The following is an 18,621-nucleotide window of genomic DNA, read 5'->3' on the forward strand; positions in this document are numbered from 1 at the left end:
GGTGTTTTGCGCTGCTGTTTTTCCTCTTTTCTAGTAAACACACAGGCAATGACATGGTTGATCTTTAATTAAAACCTAAAACTTTTTGATACTACAAATAACCCCAAGCTTAACATCTATCATCAAAGAAATAATTTGTAAAATCGGCTTACATCTCAGAATGATTGTGGGTATCTATTTTCAGCTCTCCCTCATTTATAATGGCTGTTACATATTCTCTAATTTTATCTCGATTATTCGTATGAAGTTTTTTATATACTTTACTCACATAATCTCTTACCGTCTTCTCCGATAACTGTAATTCATTAGCAATTTCTGTGTTTTTATAACCTTTATAGATGAGATGCAGGATATCACTATCTCGCCAACTTACATGAATACCCTTATCCAACAACCCCCCTCTAATTTTCTGTTTTATATCATTACAATCTGTTTCAACATTTTTAAATAGTTGTTCAACAATTTCGTTGGCAAATACAAATTGTTGATGATATACATTTCTAATGGAAGAAATAAGCGCTTCTCGACTGCTACAACTTAATAGGAACCCTACGGCTCCTTCAGCAATCCCCTTTTTAATTAAATGTAAGTCTATAGAAGAATAAATGTAAACAATTTTCATATCGGTATATTGCATCTTTAATTCTCTAGTTATAAGATGTGCATTATTAGATTCATTAATTAAATGAACTAATAATACATCTGGAATAAATTCACTTAACTGTTCAAAACAATTTGTACTATCAAATTCGATTACTTTCATTGGATCTACGTCAATATTTAGGACACAAAAAAGTTAACTTTTTATTGCGCTTTGAAGCTTTACATATATATGTGAAGACTTGACATGGATCCTCTGTGGGTGTGGTGATTTGCGAAAGAAGAAAGGTTAGTAAAACACGCTAGGCAAAAGCCTACCACGCCCACCTCTCCAAGTAAAGCCGTGTTCTAATATTAATTGGTGCAGTTATGCTGCTTGATGGAGCGCTGAATCTTCCATCTCTTGTGGAGTCAGATAGCCAATGCTACCATGTATTCTTTTACGATTATACCAACCTTCGATATATTTAAATAACTCTACTCTCGCAGCGTTGAAATCTAAGTATTGTACATGATTTACTTCTTCTTTCTTTAAAATTGCATGAAAAGACTCGATACAAGCATTGTCATAGGGGCTTCCCTTATGACTGAAGGAGTGCGTCATCTTATAGCTCTGAATCTTTTCTGCAAAGGCATCGCTTGTATATTGTGAACCTAAATCGGAATGGAACATGACGCCATCATTAGGTTTCTGTGTGACATAAGCATTTTCTAAAGCTTTCTCTACCAATTCAGTCGTCATCGAACGTCCAAATGAGTACCCAATCACCTTTCTAGAATGCAAGTCTAAAACAGACGCAAGGTAACACCAGCCATCACGCAGTGTGTGAATATACGTGATATCGCCAACCCATTTTTGGTTGATTGTTGTCGTAGAAAAGTCTCTGTTAATGATATTTTCTCGTTCTTCCACCTTTTCTTTACTGGGTGTCGGACGGAATTTTTTAACGATAATAGAACGGATACCAGCTTTTTTCATGAAGCGTTGAACTCGCTTTAAACTGATTTTGTAACCTTGTTTTTCAAGGATTTCATGTATTTTTGGCGCACCATATCGTTTCTTACTTTCTTTATGAATCCGGACAATCTTTTCCGTGAACTCACGGTTCTCATGATCGCGATTCGACTCGGTCTTATTCAAAGATTGGTAGTAGGTACTTTTCGGTATATCAAGCATTTCGCACATGGTACGAACGGGATAATCATCTTTATGTTCTGTAATAAATTCAGTTAGTTCTGAGTCACTTACTTTCGAGCGAATATGGCCATAGCCTTTTTTAAGATTTCAAGCTCCTGTTTCAAACGAAGGTTCTCTTTTTCAATGGCATCGACTTCTTTTGGAGTGATCTCCTTACCGTCAGTTCCTTCAATTGGAGTTAAATCCTTAATCCATTTATAGATAGTTACATCTGATACGCCATACTCGCTGCTTAAATCTTTTACAGAATTTCCATATTGATAAAGATCAACAACCATCTTTTTAAAATCATCGTTATATCGTTTGCCATTATTTCTGGTACGCATGGGACACATCCTCCTTGAAATTCATTGTATAAAATTTAACTTAGATGTGTCCATGAAACTATACTAGCATCACATATCTTTCTCTTCTTCTAAAATAATTCGCAAGCCTTGTGTAAATATTTCATTTGTATTAACTAATCCGATATTTATCATCTTTTTCACCATCATTAACTAATTTCAGTTTACATTCTGTAGAATATTAGAGAGTATTCTTTTGGATTAACATCAGTTATCGTTTCACAAAGTAGCCACAGTAACATTAAAGTTAGTTAGACTTATCCTAATCAATTAAATACATCTCACTTACTTTCTAACTAATTGTGTGATATACAAGTCTTTTTTGTATACTTTTTTATATACATATTTCCTTGACTATAATACATATTACCCACATCACCTCTACAAATTCTTTACAACTATAAACCATGCATTGTAAATTCTTCTTACTTTTTAAATCCTTTGTTTTAAGTATTAAGACTGGCTGTTAGATTTTTAATTTACAGATAAATGTCCCAAAAAAATAGGCTTCCCCTCGCTATATTCACCATATTAAATCCCTATTTTTGCAATATATAACGAAGCAAAAATAGCCAGTACAATGTGCTTGAGCAATGTTAGCCAGTTACACTTACATTGAAAAATTTAAACCGCTTCATAAAAGTCTACAAAAAAAGACGCTAAAATAGCGCCTTTACTGATTAACGTTTGTTAAAAACACACCATATCTCGTACATATTCAACATGTTACATATTGTATTTTCTCCACTGAGCATACCAATTTGTAATCATTGCTTCAGGAACGGTTCCTAACTCGTATTTTAAAATTTCCTTTAATTTCTCATATTGATGTTGGACATTCACATTATCGTTCGTAAAAGAGAACAATTTCATTAAAGCAAAATGTGCTTGTTCTAATTCGGGGTAATGAGTAGTTATTTTTAAATACCAATCTTTTGCATCTTCATACTGACCACTCGAAAAGTAAAATTCTGCTATTTTTAAAGAGGTATCTAACCATATTTTCTCATATCGATTTTTCTCAGACTCCGCCCACCAATAATCATATTCATCAAAATATGGGGCTGTATAAAGCTCCATTGCTTTTATACACAGCTGAATATTGTCAGAACTGATTGGTGATGCAGAATATATTTTTTCTTTCCATAGCTCTAAATTAATTACTACATTTTTAGTAGAAAGAATGTATCCTTCTGTTGTATTTTCCAACTTAAAAAAACCTGGATACTTCTTTAAAGTTTTGCGTACATGATATATAGCTGTATATAATTGAGCATAAGCACGCTCAGGTTCTAAGTCAGACCATAGTAACTCAATAAGCCATGATTTTCTGACTAATTTTTCTCTTTTATGAAGTAAATATAAAAATAATTCCTTTACTTTTGCTGTACGCCATGAAATTATTTCAATCTCATCATTAATGTTTGTGATTGAAAAATTACCGCATACATTTAATTGCAACGCTTTTGTTTCTACCTTATTAGGGAAAGATTGCAAAACAACGTTATTCTTTAAACGCTCCATCGTTTTTTGGAGACGGTCGATTCGAATTGGTTTTAACAAATAGTCTAACGCATTAATTTCAAATGCATTAATTGCATATTCGTCATAGGCTGTCACAAATACAATGTGTATATCAGGATTTATTTCTAAAATTTGTTCAGCCAGTTCAAGTCCATTTACTTGTGGCATATTAATATCTAAAAAAACGATATCTGATTTTGTTTTCTTCACGGTGTCTTTTACAAGCAATGGGTTCGTCAATTTTGCAACTATTTGAAGCTCACTTGTTTTAATTAATAGATTCTCTAAAAAATCTAACGCTATTTGTTCATCATCTACTAAAATTGCTTTCAATCCTTAGAACCCCCTTAACAAGGAATAAATATTACAACTCACTAGAGAAGGTACATAAAATATTTATACAAGATTTTCACATTATATTGCCTGTTTGGAAAATAAGCTAGTATAAGTTAAGCGTCTGTTTGTTTTTTCATCAACTCCTATTATTTTTATGAAAATATATAGTCCTAGCACTTTTTTACTAATTCAGTTTTTTTATTTTAATTATTTTATGATAACTATTACTAATAACTATGTCTTATTCTATTATATTCCAATAAATACGTTTTCTCCATAAAAAACCTCTTTTATAACAAGAGTATATTGAATTTAATCTAGGGAATATTCCTACATAATTCGCCTCATAAGTACTATTTATCATCTTCAATGTCTGGTACGGATGAAGGAACAACTGTTATCATATGTATTCCTTCGAAGTATAAATAAAAGAATATAAGAAGAGCATTGTGCTATTCCGTAATATTTGTCGCATACAAAGCTCTTCTTTTTACTTCAGTGAGTATAATTTGTTTCTTCTACTTTCTGTTTTAAACTATGCGATCTATGCTCGCTTTTCTAGGTTTCTAGCCGTAGCACTTTTTTCAACTTCTGTATGATCACGGTATGTTCCCATTGTTTTATCTATAGTTGTATGCGTTACACCAAACCAATAATTTTCATTTTTATAATGATGCCAAAGATGAGTTTTTTTAATTTTCTTTCCTAATTTAGTAAGTGGTTGAATTGGCTTATGTGCGATAAAGTGTTTCCACTCATAGTATAGAAAATACCCGACAACTCCAATAGCAAAAGCAGTTGTAAGATTCATATTCCTAGTAATAAGGTAAAATACGCCTGCTAAAATTGTAAAATTAGGCAAACTAAACCACAATGGTAAAAAAAGTAACTTTACGTTATTCGGATCTACATGATGATCATAATGTAAGCGCTTAATTAATTTTAGTAAAAATGAATTATCCGGCTTTTTAATATGAAACAAAAAACGATGAATCATATATTCGCTTAATGCATATGTCAGCATTCCGATCAACAATGCAATCCATGACTGCCAAGTAAGTAATTGAGGTATTGTAAAAGTAATTAAACAAGCCAAAATGATCAGCATAACGAATACATCAGGAAATGTAATAAACTCCTTATAAAATTTTTTCAAACTCCATCCCTCCTTTAACTTATGTTTTGTTAACAATATACAAAAAATTATATAATTTAGCAATAAAAAACGGAAAATTCATAACTTTTTTGTTTTATGGTCATCCAGGGGATTTTATCCATATGTAAAATTTTCTCACCTTATTCCTAGCAATCTTGCTAAATAAATTATTTACATTTATAATCATAGTTAATTTATTTTTTGTCTGTATACTTTTGTTTAGTTTATGCAAAAATTTAATACGTTTATCATTCCATGCAGTAATGCAGTATTTCCACTGCAAAGCAAGATACTCATCTTAAATTTTACAGATTATAGGAGATGATTACATGAAAGGACAGCTGCGAAAGGTAGGTATCTTAGGAACAGGTTTTGTCGGTTCAAGTACAGCTTATTCATTAATTAATCAAGGTATCTGTGATGAATTATTATTGGTCGACATTAAAGAAGAAAAGTCAATAGGAGAATCACTCGATCTTACCCATTGCATGGATTTCCTTCCCTCTAAAACAAAGATTTGGACAGGAACTGCATCGGATATGGGCCATATGGAGATCATTATTATTACTGCAGGCCCACCTCCAAAAGAAAATCAAACTCGACTCGATACCCTTGAAACAAGTGCCAATATTATGAATGATGCGATTCCAAAAATAATGGCTAGTGGATTTAATGGTATTTTTCTAATTGCCACAAATCCAGTCGATATTATTACATATCATGTGTGGAAACTATCTGGCTTGCCACGTCATCAAGTAATCGGAACTGGTACTTCCATTGATTCTTCTCGCTTAAAAACGTATTTATCAGATATTTTACATGTAGACGTACATAGCATTCAAGGCTATACAATGGGAGAACATGGTGATTCACAATTTGGTCACATCTCACCATTGGTGGAAAACCATTCTTACAAATATTAGCAGAAAATCCAGAAAAATATGCTGATATCGATTTAGAACAAATTGTAGAAGCAGTAAAACGTGTAGGCTTTGAAATTTTAAAACGAAAAGGAACGACATATTATGGTATCGGTAATGCACTAGCTTACTTTACAAAATCGATATTTAATAACGACCATCGTATTATTCCAACATCTTGTATCCTTGACGGAGAATACGCGGAATCCAATATCTGTACAGGAGTCCCAGCAGTTATTAGCAGAAGTGGAATAAAAGAGATTATTGAACTAAAACTTTCCGCGGAAGAACAGGAATTATTTAAAACGTCTAATTCTGTACTGAGAAGCTACCTGGCTAGCATTGGCTACTAAAAGCTACTACAGATACTTGAAAAATACCACATTTTTGTGGTATTTTTCTATTATTTTATTTACTTTTCTTTTATATCTTTTCCAATTATAATAGTTGAAAAGGAGGTGAAATATTGGAGAATAAAGAAATGTTTGAAATTATTATAAGTAAATTAGGCTCACTTGAAGAAGGACAGAACACATTAAAAATGGAAACTAAATCTCTTCAGGTAGGACAAGATGAACTGCATAACAAGACTAACCTCCTTTCGCAAGAGGTTATTGACTTACACGATGAAACCAAATCGCTCCGAGTAGGACAAGACGAACTGCGTCACGAATTTAAATCATTTCAAACCGGGCAAGATGAACTGCATAACAAGACTAACCTCCTTTCGCAAGAGGTTATTGACTTACGCACTGAAACCAAATCTCTCCGGGTAGGGCAAGACGAACTGCGTCACGAATTTAAATCACTTCAAACCGGGCAAGATGAACTGCATAACAAGACTAACCTCCTTTCGCAAGAGGTTATTGACTTACGTGATGAAACCAAATCTCTTCGGATAGGACAAGACGAACTGCGTCACGAATTTAAATCATTTCAAACTGGGCAAGATGAACTGCATAACAAGACTAAACTCCTTTCGCAAGAGGTTATTGACTTACGTGATGAAACCAAATCTCTCCGGGTTGACATGAATCAAAGTTTTACAACGTTAAATGAAAAAATTGAGCTTTTGACAAAGCAAACTAGTAATGTCATTATTAAGCATCACCAGCATGAATTAATCTATCTTAAGGAAAAAGTGTCTTCATTAGAAGAAGATATCTTTATGGTTAAGAATACCTTAAAAAAGTGACACTAAAATCTCCCCCTATTTAACCACATATATTTATAAGCCTACCGTGATTCTACCCCCCTATTTACAACTAATAGTAGCCCCTAACAATGGTTTTTAGGGGCTACAAATATCTTTTAAAACTTTTGCCCTTTCTTCTGAAGAGGATACACTTAACTGGACAGAACAAATAACAAGTAGACTAAAACAAAACCATTGTATTTTAACAAAAGTTTAGTGATATACAAACGGCAGAACTGTTGACGAGCCCATTCATACAGTGCTTTTCTCCTTAAATTAGAAGAAAGACTAAACTTCGATATATTCGGATAGTTGGAAGAATGGATGGAATCATGACCCCGGATATCTCCAAGAGAACGAGTAGAATTGCTTCATGCTTTTTATACAAACGAATTTGAGTTAAAGGAAACGAATACTCAAGCGGTAAAGAAGTGATTCAACCAGAGAAAACAGACGGAGCTATACGCTCAAACAGGAACTGGTTAATTTAACGGGAAAGATATCGACGGCAGGTTTATTAGGTGTATAGAAACTAAAGAGAATACTTATTTTTTTGCAACCAATATTCTGTAGAAAAATCATTCCTCTGGAAGTGAGGCGGCTGATACTTATAAAGGTATCTATGCAACACTCCAAAACACATTTTATAGAATGAACCATGAAATTATAAATGATGAATCATATGTGCCAAAAATCTCAGAAGCTGAATGGGGAGTCATGCTTTCACTATCGAAACAAGCTCCACAACTGCAAACGCTAGCTAGATCACCACCTCTTTGCAGGAACATACGAACTGGATCCCGAAAAATGTACGTACACGATTAGACAGGCTTGTCAGAAAAAGGGGATCCGGGTAAAATTTTAGCTTGCAACCGAATAGGGTTGTATGTATAATAAGGAATGTGGCTCATGATATAGACAAATGAATATTTACTTTTTGATTCCGTAGCTCAGCTGGGAGAGCGCCACCTTGACAGGGTGGAGGTCGCTGGTTCGAGACCAGTCGGAATCATACCTAAAAACGTTAGTATATCAACATTTATAATAAAAACACCATTCATTAAGAAGTGGTGTTTTTGCTTTTTGATACGAATTACTTGCTTCCCACCGCCCGTTAGCCAATCCGATACAGAATTCTTTTAGATACAGTTTTAGCTGTATCTTTAACCCTCTTCGCTGTATGTTTACCTTTATTCGTAAAATAAATGCAACTTCGCCAGCTTTAATCAGCTTTAGAACTTTTCCCGCTGGAATTATAGTACAAAATTTATTGAATTGTTTATGGTATTAAAAATTAAAAGAAGATGTCACTTCTCCGCGACTTGTTTCGATTATGATTATAAGAAAGTGTTTTGTTGCGGAAAAATATGGGAGCACTTAATTGGGTTTTTATCTGTAAAGAAAATGATGAAGGAATTAAGAATTGCTGAAAAAAGATAAAAAAATTTTTGTAGAACTCCTCTTTTCATAAAAATAATAAAACCGGGTATTAAAACCCGGCTTTATTATTTTTCGTATTACGCTTTTAAATGTAATGGGGGAGGTAATAACCAACCTTTTTCCTTGTTTAGATGTAATACTTTCACTCCAAATTGAGCCTTTTTTAAGTGGAATTGTCCAAACATCATTCCTATATCTTCACGAATGGATTGTCCCATAATGGTACTGCAAGCAACAAGCCCTTTACCTACATCTGTTGATAAAACAGCTGCGATTTCTACATCATTAAAACGTGCACCAACTGGGATTTCTTCCAAATCAGCTCCTGGTCGTTCTGGTGGTGTAGGAGGAAGAGCTACTCCGTTAGCTTTTAATAGGTTTTCAATCTCTTGATTTTCACCTTTAATACCTTGGATTGCCTCTTCGATAAGTTTCTTTAAATCTTCATCTCCAGCATGATTGTAAAAGCCTTGATAAAGATCAAGCAACCCTTTATTAGCTAAAAGATACGACCATGTTAAATAAACTTCTCCATAATGCATTGGTTCTTCTGTAGGATTCCCACTTAAAATTCCCATAACTTCACTCCTTAGATAATTGATTTTAAATTGAATCAATATTTAGTGTGCTTTTGTTTAGCAAAACTATTCAGGGATAGAGAATATTTATGTAATAAAAGGGGGTTTTTTAAGTCTATCCAAACCTCAATAATGTTTTCAAACGGCAAACGTTATCCAGCTATACTAATATATTTATTACGTCACCTCATAATAAGATAACCTAATATCTAATATAATGTGCTTTATTAAGAATAAAATTCCGAAAAGACCATAATAATATGTTAATTATGTTATAATAATCGCAAGTGCATAAGGCTTTCATGGGTGGTAGCTCATCCCTTTAGAGAAAGGGGGTGAGGCTGTGACAGTTTTCGAAGGATTGGTCTTAATGATTTCTTTTGGAGCGCTCATTGTAACTATTTTGTCAGAAAAAAATAACCACCCATAGCCTAGCTAGCATACAGTGGTTATTTTTATTGCTCTTATTTTGTAGCTGCCCCAATGAGGGCTATTGCACTAACCGTTTGGTGTGCCAGCACCAAACGGTTTTTATTTATTATATGAATCTACATAAATAGTATACCTTATTTACCAAATAATTAAAAATACTTCATTTATAAGTAAAATAAAAATGAGAAAAGTCCTATCCGCAGAGTAGTCTTTTATATGTATTGTATATCAATGACCAATTAATTGCATCATTGTTGTTTATAGAAGTCTATTTTGGCTAGACTAGAAATCCACTCCCCATCTTATTTATGAAACTGGAACATAACTACCCAATAATAACTGAAAAATGGTTTCAAACATCGTTCTTGATGATCGGAACCATTTTCGTTACCTATTTTCATTATCTATTAGTACACTTCCGCGTTCACCGCATGAACGCAAATCCTAATTATTTTCTACTCTCTCTTCCCCTTACGGACGTAAGAGTGAAACCCAAATAAGCCTTCAGAAATAAAGACTGGTTTTACATCAATTTTTACGTTTGCCATAGATTTTACCTGTTTTTTCCCAAAGCTGTTGTCTAATATATTTTGGCTATTCCCATTTTTAGTTATAATTTTTTTGATTATTCCCTTTCTTGCTTTCATACATGCTAACGTAACGGACGCTCCGACCAGTTTTGGTACTTATGGTCTGTTAATCCAGCATGTAACAGAATGTCACATCTGCCATTTGGGCAGATAAAGGTATCTTCTTTGGTCATTATAGTCCCCATTGGCTACCTAAAAATATTATTCTTATATTTCTTTTTCTCCTCTTTACGATATAGGTTATACATGAAAAGTGAGGTTTGTTTCCAGTTGGCTATGATATCTTCGTGATTTTGTTCATTACCATAGCCGACATCAGTGACAATATCGTTAGGAAGCTTAAAGAAATGTTTCTTAAGGGGATTCAGAAAAGGAATGTATGTGCGTGTATCCGTTAGGGTTGGGGTTGGGAATAAGTCGAAAGCGAGCGCATTTTCATATTAGCTTTTTACTACTTTTCATCTTAATACGGAATGACTTATCTAAGTCCCTTTGTACTTTCCTCTCGTAACAGTTAGTAATAATTTCAATTAACTTTCCTTAGTTGCATTATATTAATAGTGCAATTTTATTGAATTATTTCATGAAAAAAAACAAATCATAAACCATATTTCCTATAACCAACACCATGATTATCAATAATTATTTATCGTAAAACGATAAATAATTATTGACTTGCACAAATTAACGAATTATAATAATTTTATCTTAGCTAAGGAGTGTTTTTTCTATGAAACAAAAGGAATTATCAAATTGGCTAAAAGTGATAATTGTTATTTGTGGAATTTTAGGTTTATTATTTTGCGTTTATTTTGGACCTGAAATTGGAAAGGAAGTTTTACTGAATTCAGAAAAGATGAAAGTATTATATAACCCTTTTATTGTATTCATTTGGATTACTGGGATTCCATTCTATATTGCATTAATTTTAGGGTGGAAAATCTGTTTGGATATTAGCACAAATCAAGCCTTTAGCATTAAAAATGCGAATAGATTAAAGCAAATTAGTGTTTTAGCAATGATTGAGTGTTTTTTGTATTTTGTTGCATTAATATATCTATTTATCGTTAAAAGTATCAGTATAAATATGTTAATCATTATTTTACTCATTCTTTTTTTCGCATTTGTTATTTCCGTGTTAACTTCCATACTTTCTCAATTAGTTAGAGAAGCTAACAAAATAAAAACAGACAATGATTTAACCATTTGAGGTGACAAAATGGCTATTATCGTAAACCTTGATGTAATGCTGGCGAAAAGAAAAATGAGTGTTACCGAATTATCAAATAAAATAGGAATCACAATAACTAACGTGTCCATTTTAAAAAATGGAAAAGCAAAAGCAATTAAGTTCTCAACTTTAGACAAAATATGTGAAGCTTTAGAATGCCAACCTGGTGATATTTTAGAATACAAAAAAAATACAGATGAAGGAGAGATGGATGATGAATAAAAAAATTTTGTTGGCTTTACTTCCAATTTTAATAGGTGTCATTTGCCTAATTAGTTACTATATAATTGGTTCAAGGGTAACTCCAGACGGAACATTAGAAGAGCCATTTTTCTTAATTCCATTAAGTTATCTTTTTGTTTTTAGCGGTATTGCGCTCCTGTTATTTATGGCTATTATTTCAGTCATAAAGAAAAACAAACATAACAACCAATAATCCATACAGTAAAAATGCTACCTAAAAGAGCGTGGACCCTATACTTTGAAAAATGTTTAAATGAGATAATTATGGCACTGGCATGTATCTTTTCATCCGTCCTTATCTCAGATAAATATAAAATAGTTTCCATATTTGCTATTAGGATCCACGCTTGTTCAATTAATAAATACTACACATTAAATTATTTTAATATTTTGTTTATTTAACCATTATCTATTACTGTAATGTGGTAAATTGCAAGTTAGAAGGTGAAAAGGTGAAATATCTAGTTGATCTTATTTATTTTGGTTACCATCAGGCTTTATCCTGTATTTTTCCGGTAGTTATCTTTATAACACTTGCTGTTTCAAAGGTTATCTCCATTCCTGGATTATATCGTTACGATGTTATTTTACTTATTTGTCTCATTACACAATATCTCATGTTAAAAACAAAGTTAGAGACAAAAGAAGAAATAAAAGTAATTTGTGTGTTCCACATTATTGGACTTTTACTGGAATTATACAAGGTACATGTCGGTTCATGGTCTTACCCAGAAGAAGCATGGGCAAAATTATGGGGAGTACCACTTTATAGTGGTTTTATGTATGCAAGTGTTGCTAGCTATATATGTCAAGCATGGCGCAGATTTCATTTAAGGATGCATAACTGGCCCAAAAATATATACACTCTACCGCTTGGTTTAATGATTTATTTAAACTTCTTTACCCATCATTTTATGTTTGATTTCCGTTGGGTTTTAACAGCCTTGTTATTTATTATTTTCTTTCAGACTTATGTACAAATTACAGTACGAAAAACAACATATAAAATGTCGCTTCCTCTTTCTTTTTTCTTAATTGGCTTTTTTATTTGGATTGCTGAGAATATCGCAACCTTCTTTGGAGCATGGCAATATCCTAGTCAACAGGACTCATGGAACCTTGTCCATATTGGTAAAATTAGTTCTTGGTTTTTACTGGTTGTAATAAGCATTATGATTGTAACAGAGCATAAAAAACTTGTTCCAAATATTTCAAATTTTATTAGAAGAAAACAAATTTATCGTTAGTTTTCTTTAAAAAAGCAATCCAGATGATAAATTTCTTAAAAAGGCTATTTTTAATATAAACTTTTCCACTTCCCGTACTCGTTTTGATGTGGATTATGAAAGAAAGATTATGATTCGATCAAATGTGTGCAGAATTGATAACATGTTAAGATAAAAAGAAAATGATTTACTTCTACAGAATTATCCAAAATGAACAAAATTGTGTTAGTTTTATTTTTAGCTGCTTATCATAAGGCTTCCACTTGTGATAGAGAAGACGAAGTTAAGATAATGGCACACCGAAACGTCTGATTCGTTTGGGCCGACAGAACAAGTAAGATTAAGAAAATAATCAGGTACATGACTAACCGAATATTTCACAAAATAAACATATAAACCGTCCTGCACCTTGAATTGTAGTCTATTTCTATATAAGTGGAAGCGTCTGTCGAATATTGTTAAAATAAGAACGTGCTATATCAACTCTTTTCAGCACTATAGGAATAATTTGTAACTCATACAACAGTAAATTATTTTTGCGAGTACGAGGTGCTATTCTTCCTGCTCTACTTAAAACAAACCTTAAAAATTGTATTGGATAAAAATTTTCCAATTAACGCTATACTTACAGAAGGGATCTGGACAACATCAAAGATAAATGGCTGTCACAATTATCTTTAAAGAAAATGACAACATTGCTTGTATTGTTATCGGTTGTTGCTTCCTTAATTGCCTCAGCAATTTTGCTAGATAGCTACGTATTAAAGCGAGAACACAACACAGTAAAAGATAAAATAAGAAATGTTGCCCGAATGGTTGCAAAGGATACTCGTGTCATTAATAAAGTTGAAGGAGATCCATTTGATCCAACCATACAAGAATATTCTAAAGAAGTAATGGAAGCAACAGGGGTTAGCTTTGTAGTAGTACTTGATAATAATCTGATCAGGAAGTCTCATCCAGATGAAAGTGTAATTGGTCAAACCTTCTCCAATGTTAAAGATGCTAGTAAGGCCTTGGATGGTTCGGAACACTTTTCAACACATGTTGGAATTTTAGGAGAAGGTACCCGCTTTTTTACACCAATATGGGATGAAAATGGTGAGCAGATAGGAGTTGTATGTGTCGGTTATGTTCAGCAAACCATTAACCAAGAGCTGTGGAATGCTCGAAGAAATTTATATGTAGGATTAGGATTTGGCCTGTTTGTTGGAATTTTAGGAGCGTTATATTTAGCTCGCTATCTAAAAAGAGTGTTATTAGGTCTGGAGCCAAAACAAATTGTTGCACATATGAAAGAACGAGAATTTATTATCGATTCTGTTAGTGAAGCAATCATTGCAGTAACTCCCCATCGAAAAATTCTCTTGCAAAATGTTAACTTTGCAAAACTCTTCAATAAAACGTTACTAACAGAAAATGCTACTAATAAAGGTTATCTTGATAAAAAAGTTTTTTCCTTAATTTTTGCTGAAGTTTTTAAAACGGAAAAACCTATTTCTAATCAGGTTACGGTTATTGATCATTTTGAGTTTATCGTTAATGTACAGCTTATTTATATAAATAAACGAATATATGGTGCAGTTGCTACTTTATACGACCAATCCAAACTGCAGCATCTTATCCGTGAACTGAGCGGCACAGAGCAATACATTGATTCATTGCGAGCACAGAACCACAAATTTATGAATCAGCTTCATACGATCTTGGGGCTAATTGAATTGGAAAAATATCAGGAAGTTAATAACTTTGTCCGCGTGCTTAATAATAAATATCATCAAGAAATTGGCTTTATAACGGATAAAATTAAAAGTTCTGCCATTGCAGGGTTTCTACTAGGAAAAACGAGTGAGTTAAATGAGCAAGGTGTAACATTAACCATTGATGCTGATTCTCATTTTCCAAATATTAAAATGGGTGATATGCTCCATGATCTCCTATTATCAATCGGGATTTTATTAGATAATGCTAAAGAAGCATTGATAAATACAACAAGAAAACAAGTAGCTCTTTTTCTTTACTATGATGAAGAAGAAGAAATCATTATCATTGAAGTAAAAGATACAGGTTCTGGAATTGAACCAGCAATAAGAGAAAAGATTTTTGAACGAGGATACTCAACAAAGGGAGAAAATCGCGGCTATGGATTAGATGCCATTCGGTCCATCGTTACACATTATAAAGGATTGATTGAAATCGAATCTAAAGTAGAAAAAGGAAGTTTATTTCACATAGAAATCCCCTTTAAACGGAGGAACATAGATGATTAAAGTTATTATAGTTGAAGATGACCCAATGGTTGCAACAATAAATCAACAATATGTTGAAAGATCAAAAGGATTTGAAATTGTTGCTACAGTTGATAATATAAAAGAACTATGGAAAATGCTACAAGAAGTCACTCCCGATTTAATATTACTCGACGTTTATTTACCAGGAAAGACCGGCATTGACTTTGTACAAGAATTAAGACAAAAGCAAATTTCCATACCAATTATTATGATTACGGCAGCACACGATATACCAACAATCAAAAAAGCTCTAGACTATGGTGTTATTGACTTTTTAATCAAGCCTTTTTCATATGAACGGTTTAAATTAGCAATTGAAAACTTTTTGCAATACCACTCGCTTACCACTAAATTTGAAAAAGCAGATCAGAAAACATTAGATCAAATTTTAATGAAAGAAAGACAATCTAAAGCTTTTAATGAAAAAGGAATCCTCTCATCCTTGCCTAAAGGACTATCTAAACTGACCATTAAAAAAATTTTAACAGCAGTTGAAAAGCAAAAGGAGCATTTCTCAACCGAGGATATAGCAAAAGAAGTTGAATTGTCGCGAATTTCCACAAGAAAGTATTTACAATTTTTAAATGAAATTGGCTACTTACGTGCAGAGTTAAAATATTTATCTGTTGGTCGTCCAATTATGATTTATCAAGTGATCCCGGAAAAAGAACAGCTTATTGCTGGTTTTAAATAATCTCCCCCTACAGAGTTCGTAGCTCTTCAATTATATAAATAGAAATAACGTTGACAAAATAAGATAAAAAGACGCAGAAAAAATCCACTTTTCAGGAAGTGGATTTTTCTGTCTCTATGTTTAGTATTTTTAAGAAACAGCCTGGCTTTTTTCTGGTAGGGCTACTGCATTCGTCGTGCTTCCTTTCGTAATCGTTTCATGCAGATTTTCAAAGCTTGTTTCAATCATATTCGTTAGCGCCTCATCTGTATTTGATCCGATATGTGGTGTAACTAAAACCCGTGGATACAAATCAATTAAAGCTTGAATGGTAGGATCTAATTTTTTACCATCATTAAATTTTTGGAAGAATATTTCCTGTTCATTGGCAAATACATCTGTTGCAAAACCTTCGAGCTTACGAGATCGCAATGCTTTTAGAATAGCTTCATTATCCTGAAGCTCGCCTCTTGCTGTATTAATGAATATGGCACCATTTTTCATTTTCGAAATGAATTCATCATTTACCATTTTATCATTTTTACCTGGAAAATATGGTACATGCAAACTAACAATATCACTTTCTCTTAATAATTCATCTAACTCCACAAATGTAACAACTTGTTTTGCTTCTTCACTTTGATATATATCATACCCCAGTACTTCAGCTCCGAGCCCACTAAACAATTGCGCCTCTGTCAAGCCAATTTTACCAGTACCAATAATACCTACTTTGCAATTTCTGATTTCTTTACTAAACATAACACTGTCGACCGTAAAATCTTTTTTAGATGTTTTATTGGTAGTATAAGCAGTATGTCTTAACAAAGACATAGCAAGTGTTAAAGATAATTCAGCAATTGCATTTGGTGAATAAGAAGGAACACGTGCAACGTACATATCAAAATCGGCTGCTGCTTGCAAATCAATATGATTATAACCTACGGTGCGCGTAAATAAATACATAACGCCATATTCTTTCATTTGCTGAATATTTTTCCTGTCAGCCACGCAATTTCCTCTAAGTAAAACAGCATCCATTCCTTTTGCTGTTTCAATATTTTCATGGGTTAGAAGTTCCTCGATCAGCGTTAGTTCAAAGTCATACTTATTTAGTTGATGAAAGAAAGGCACTTCATTTTCTCTTACTCCATAACAAACAACCTTAATTGTCATATTATTATCTCCTTTTTCAATCTGAATACTTGGTATTTAATTAAAGTCATAGATTAGATGAAACTAGTTGTTTTAGCTAAATAAGTTTGTTGCGCTGATGAAATTTATGATAATAATCCAAATTGGTATCATCACAACAGCAGTAATCGTTGATAGCAATGATGCGTTCGACGCAAGCAATGCATCCTTATCAAAGCTGATGGCATAGGCTGCTGCCACAGTTGCAGTTGGAGTAGCCATCATAATAACTACAGTTCCAATCGAAATGGCACTCATGGTTAAAATTCCAGTTAGGGAAAGAATAGCTAACAGTACAAGATTAATAACTGGTACAAGAATAACTTTATTCGCACTATAGAATAGGGACGTACGATCTGTTATCGCTGTTTTGAAATCGACGGAACCTAGTGTTGATCCAATTGCAAGCCAGGCAAGTGGTGAAGCTAAGCCTGCCAAATATCCCATTGGTTTAAATAGCCAAGGTGCAGTCTGGTCGATTCGTAAAAATGCAACTGTTGATGTGGTACCATCGGCAGCTACTACACTGACCTGTGGTAAATAATCTTGAAACACCCAGATAAAAAGACCTAAAAAGGTAGCAATAACGATCGGATTTAAAAACATTTCTTTAATATTTTTGGCTTCCATCTTTAAGCCGCTCATTTTGATATAGCCATAAGAATAAAGGAAAATCCGATAACCGATATTAAATATGGAAGCATATAACACTCCTTCTGCTCCGTAAATTGCTCCAACAATCGGTATCCCGAAGAATGTTGTTGATCCAAAAATAGTTAGTACACGTAATGTATCTTCTTTATCGCCTTTAAATTTAATGTACATTGGTTTCGATACAAGAATTAAAATAATATAAATTGCAATTCCCCAAATTAAAATCCCCATACCTTCAGCTAATGATTCCTTGTCAATATCATTCATAAATGCATTAAACGCAAGAGCAGGTAATGCTACTGACAATACAACTTTAGATAACATTTTGCCAACTTGATCACTAAAAATATTCTTTTTTCGACAAAAATATCCTAATAAGATAATGAACATGGTTGATGTAATAGCACTAATTATATTCATATCAGTAAATGTAGTTTGAATAATTTCAAACACTTTCATTGTTTTCTCCTCCAGATCTCCATTTTGTGAAATATTTCACAAACTATTGTATAGAAAAGCCGGCTATCTCTTACAAACTCATCATAGAACATTTCTTAGAAGATAAAAATAATAGGTAACTAAACTAACTTATGTAATTTAAGTAAGCGAAATAGTGAGCAATGTTTTGTTTATACTCTGTTTCTTGTGCAAACTGTAAGGAGCAAATACAAAATGGGAAGAAGAAAATAAAATTAAGCCTCAAAGCTGAGGCGTAGTGCAATAATTAATCACCTGAATTTGAGTCCTGAATCAGAGTCTCTGAGGCTAACAGACTTTCTTTATAGAGTTTTAGCTT

General features: G+C 32.9%; 15 protein-coding genes, 1 tRNA gene and 1 pseudogene. 10 read left to right on the plus strand and 7 right to left on the minus strand.

The features are described from left to right. Window positions 1–148 precede the first annotated feature (148 nt). From JNUCC74_RS12725 to JNUCC74_RS12740, 4 genes are all read right to left on the minus strand, one after another. Window positions 149–763, minus strand: coding sequence for a response regulator transcription factor (locus tag JNUCC74_RS12725; protein WP_454065638.1), 615 nt, complete (start codon window positions 761–763; stop codon window positions 149–151). A 204-nt stretch (window positions 764–967) separates the two neighbouring features. Then, window positions 968–2,124, minus strand: a protein-coding gene (locus JNUCC74_RS12730) for an IS3 family transposase (RefSeq protein ID WP_454065639.1) whose coding sequence is annotated in 2 segments (ribosomal slippage) — window positions 968–1,884 and window positions 1,884–2,124 — 1,158 coding nt in all. Because the reading frame shifts where the segments join, the coding sequence is not laid out codon by codon here. 744 nt (window positions 2,125–2,868) lie between these two features. Further along, window positions 2,869–3,999 (minus strand): response regulator, encoded by a 1,131-nt coding sequence (locus JNUCC74_RS12735; RefSeq protein ID WP_454065640.1) that lies wholly within the window; start codon window positions 3,997–3,999, stop codon window positions 2,869–2,871. Between the two features lie 547 nt (window positions 4,000–4,546). Then, window positions 4,547–5,158: a sterol desaturase family protein gene (locus JNUCC74_RS12740; protein WP_454065641.1), complete on the minus strand. Its 612-nt coding sequence runs from the start codon at window positions 5,156–5,158 to the stop codon at window positions 4,547–4,549. A gap of 329 nt (window positions 5,159–5,487) precedes the next feature. Between JNUCC74_RS12740 and JNUCC74_RS12745 the strand changes: the two are divergent. The 3 genes and pseudogenes from JNUCC74_RS12745 (at window position 5,488) to JNUCC74_RS12755 (ending at window position 8,285) form a co-directional block, all read left to right on the plus strand. Next, window positions 5,488–6,431 (plus strand): annotated as a pseudogene (locus JNUCC74_RS12745) (L-lactate dehydrogenase). Window positions 6,432–6,544: 113 nt separating this feature from the next. Then, window positions 6,545–7,273: a hypothetical protein gene (locus JNUCC74_RS12750; protein WP_454065642.1), complete on the plus strand. Its 729-nt coding sequence runs from the start codon at window positions 6,545–6,547 to the stop codon at window positions 7,271–7,273. A gap of 939 nt (window positions 7,274–8,212) precedes the next feature. Continuing rightward, window positions 8,213–8,285 (plus strand) — tRNA-Val (locus JNUCC74_RS12755). Between the two features lie 505 nt (window positions 8,286–8,790). On the opposite strand, the gene JNUCC74_RS12760 is transcribed toward JNUCC74_RS12755, so the two are convergent. After that, on the minus strand, window positions 8,791–9,291 hold the full coding sequence (locus JNUCC74_RS12760; protein WP_454065643.1) for a DUF3231 family protein: 501 nt from the start codon (window positions 9,289–9,291) through the stop codon (window positions 8,791–8,793). A gap of 343 nt (window positions 9,292–9,634) precedes the next feature. On the opposite strand from JNUCC74_RS12760, the gene JNUCC74_RS12765 reads away from it, so the two are divergent. The 7 genes from JNUCC74_RS12765 (at window position 9,635) to JNUCC74_RS12795 (ending at window position 15,998) form a co-directional block, all read left to right on the plus strand. Further along, the gene (locus JNUCC74_RS12765; protein WP_425445264.1) at window positions 9,635–9,721 is read left to right on the plus strand and encodes a putative holin-like toxin; all 87 of its coding nucleotides are present in this window, start codon (window positions 9,635–9,637) and stop codon (window positions 9,719–9,721) included. Window positions 9,722–11,043: 1,322 nt separating this feature from the next. After that, on the plus strand, window positions 11,044–11,523 hold the full coding sequence (locus JNUCC74_RS12770) for a DUF2975 domain-containing protein (protein WP_454065644.1): 480 nt from the start codon (window positions 11,044–11,046) through the stop codon (window positions 11,521–11,523). Window positions 11,524–11,532: 9 nt separating this feature from the next. Then, on the plus strand, window positions 11,533–11,766 hold the full coding sequence (locus JNUCC74_RS12775) for a helix-turn-helix domain-containing protein (RefSeq protein ID WP_454065645.1): 234 nt from the start codon (window positions 11,533–11,535) through the stop codon (window positions 11,764–11,766). Beyond that, on the plus strand, window positions 11,759–11,980 hold the full coding sequence (locus tag JNUCC74_RS12780; RefSeq protein WP_454065646.1) for a DUF3955 domain-containing protein: 222 nt from the start codon (window positions 11,759–11,761) through the stop codon (window positions 11,978–11,980). The genes JNUCC74_RS12775 and JNUCC74_RS12780 overlap by 8 nt, the downstream gene beginning before the upstream one ends. A 259-nt stretch (window positions 11,981–12,239) precedes the next feature. After that, entirely contained in the window at window positions 12,240–13,034 is a 795-nt protein-coding gene (locus tag JNUCC74_RS12785; RefSeq protein ID WP_454065647.1) for a DUF817 domain-containing protein, read from the plus strand. Window positions 13,035–13,699: 665 nt separating this feature from the next. Then, window positions 13,700–15,283 (plus strand): ATP-binding protein, encoded by a 1,584-nt coding sequence (locus JNUCC74_RS12790; protein ID WP_454065648.1) that lies wholly within the window; start codon window positions 13,700–13,702, stop codon window positions 15,281–15,283. Beyond that, window positions 15,276–15,998, plus strand: a complete 723-nt coding sequence (locus JNUCC74_RS12795) for a response regulator (protein ID WP_077317765.1) — start codon at window positions 15,276–15,278, stop codon at window positions 15,996–15,998. Before JNUCC74_RS12790 ends, JNUCC74_RS12795 begins: the two co-directional genes overlap by 8 nt. Before the next feature lie 129 nt (window positions 15,999–16,127). Here the strand turns inward: JNUCC74_RS12795 and JNUCC74_RS12800 are convergent, their stop codons facing one another. Both JNUCC74_RS12800 and JNUCC74_RS12805 read right to left on the minus strand, forming a co-directional pair. Next, window positions 16,128–17,153 (minus strand): 2-hydroxyacid dehydrogenase, encoded by a 1,026-nt coding sequence (locus JNUCC74_RS12800; protein ID WP_454065649.1) that lies wholly within the window; start codon window positions 17,151–17,153, stop codon window positions 16,128–16,130. Between the two features lie 72 nt (window positions 17,154–17,225). Then, the gene (locus tag JNUCC74_RS12805) at window positions 17,226–18,284 is read right to left on the minus strand and encodes an AEC family transporter (RefSeq protein WP_454065650.1); all 1,059 of its coding nucleotides are present in this window, start codon (window positions 18,282–18,284) and stop codon (window positions 17,226–17,228) included. Window positions 18,285–18,621 lie beyond the last annotated feature (337 nt).

The organism is Cerasibacillus sp. JNUCC 74 (assembly GCF_053667775.1).

Bases quoted from the DNA above. Each gene is read 5' to 3' on its own strand.
- JNUCC74_RS12725 (WP_454065638.1), bottom strand. From the start codon at position 763: ATGAAAGTAATCGAATTTGATAGTACAAATTGTTTTGAACAGTTAAGT.
- JNUCC74_RS12760 (WP_454065643.1), bottom strand. From the start codon at position 9,291: ATGGGAATTTTAAGTGGGAATCCTACAGAAGAACCAATGCATTATGGA.
- JNUCC74_RS12770 (WP_454065644.1), top strand. From the start codon at position 11,044: ATGAAACAAAAGGAATTATCAAATTGGCTAAAAGTGATAATTGTTATT.
- JNUCC74_RS12775 (WP_454065645.1), top strand. From the start codon at position 11,533: ATGGCTATTATCGTAAACCTTGATGTAATGCTGGCGAAAAGAAAAATG.
- JNUCC74_RS12780 (WP_454065646.1), top strand. From the start codon at position 11,759: ATGAATAAAAAAATTTTGTTGGCTTTACTTCCAATTTTAATAGGTGTC.
- JNUCC74_RS12790 (WP_454065648.1), top strand. From the start codon at position 13,700: ATGACAACATTGCTTGTATTGTTATCGGTTGTTGCTTCCTTAATTGCC.
- JNUCC74_RS12795 (WP_077317765.1), top strand. From the start codon at position 15,276: ATGATTAAAGTTATTATAGTTGAAGATGACCCAATGGTTGCAACAATA.
- JNUCC74_RS12800 (WP_454065649.1), bottom strand. From the start codon at position 17,153: ATGACAATTAAGGTTGTTTGTTATGGAGTAAGAGAAAATGAAGTGCCT.
- JNUCC74_RS12805 (WP_454065650.1), bottom strand. From the start codon at position 18,284: ATGAAAGTGTTTGAAATTATTCAAACTACATTTACTGATATGAATATA.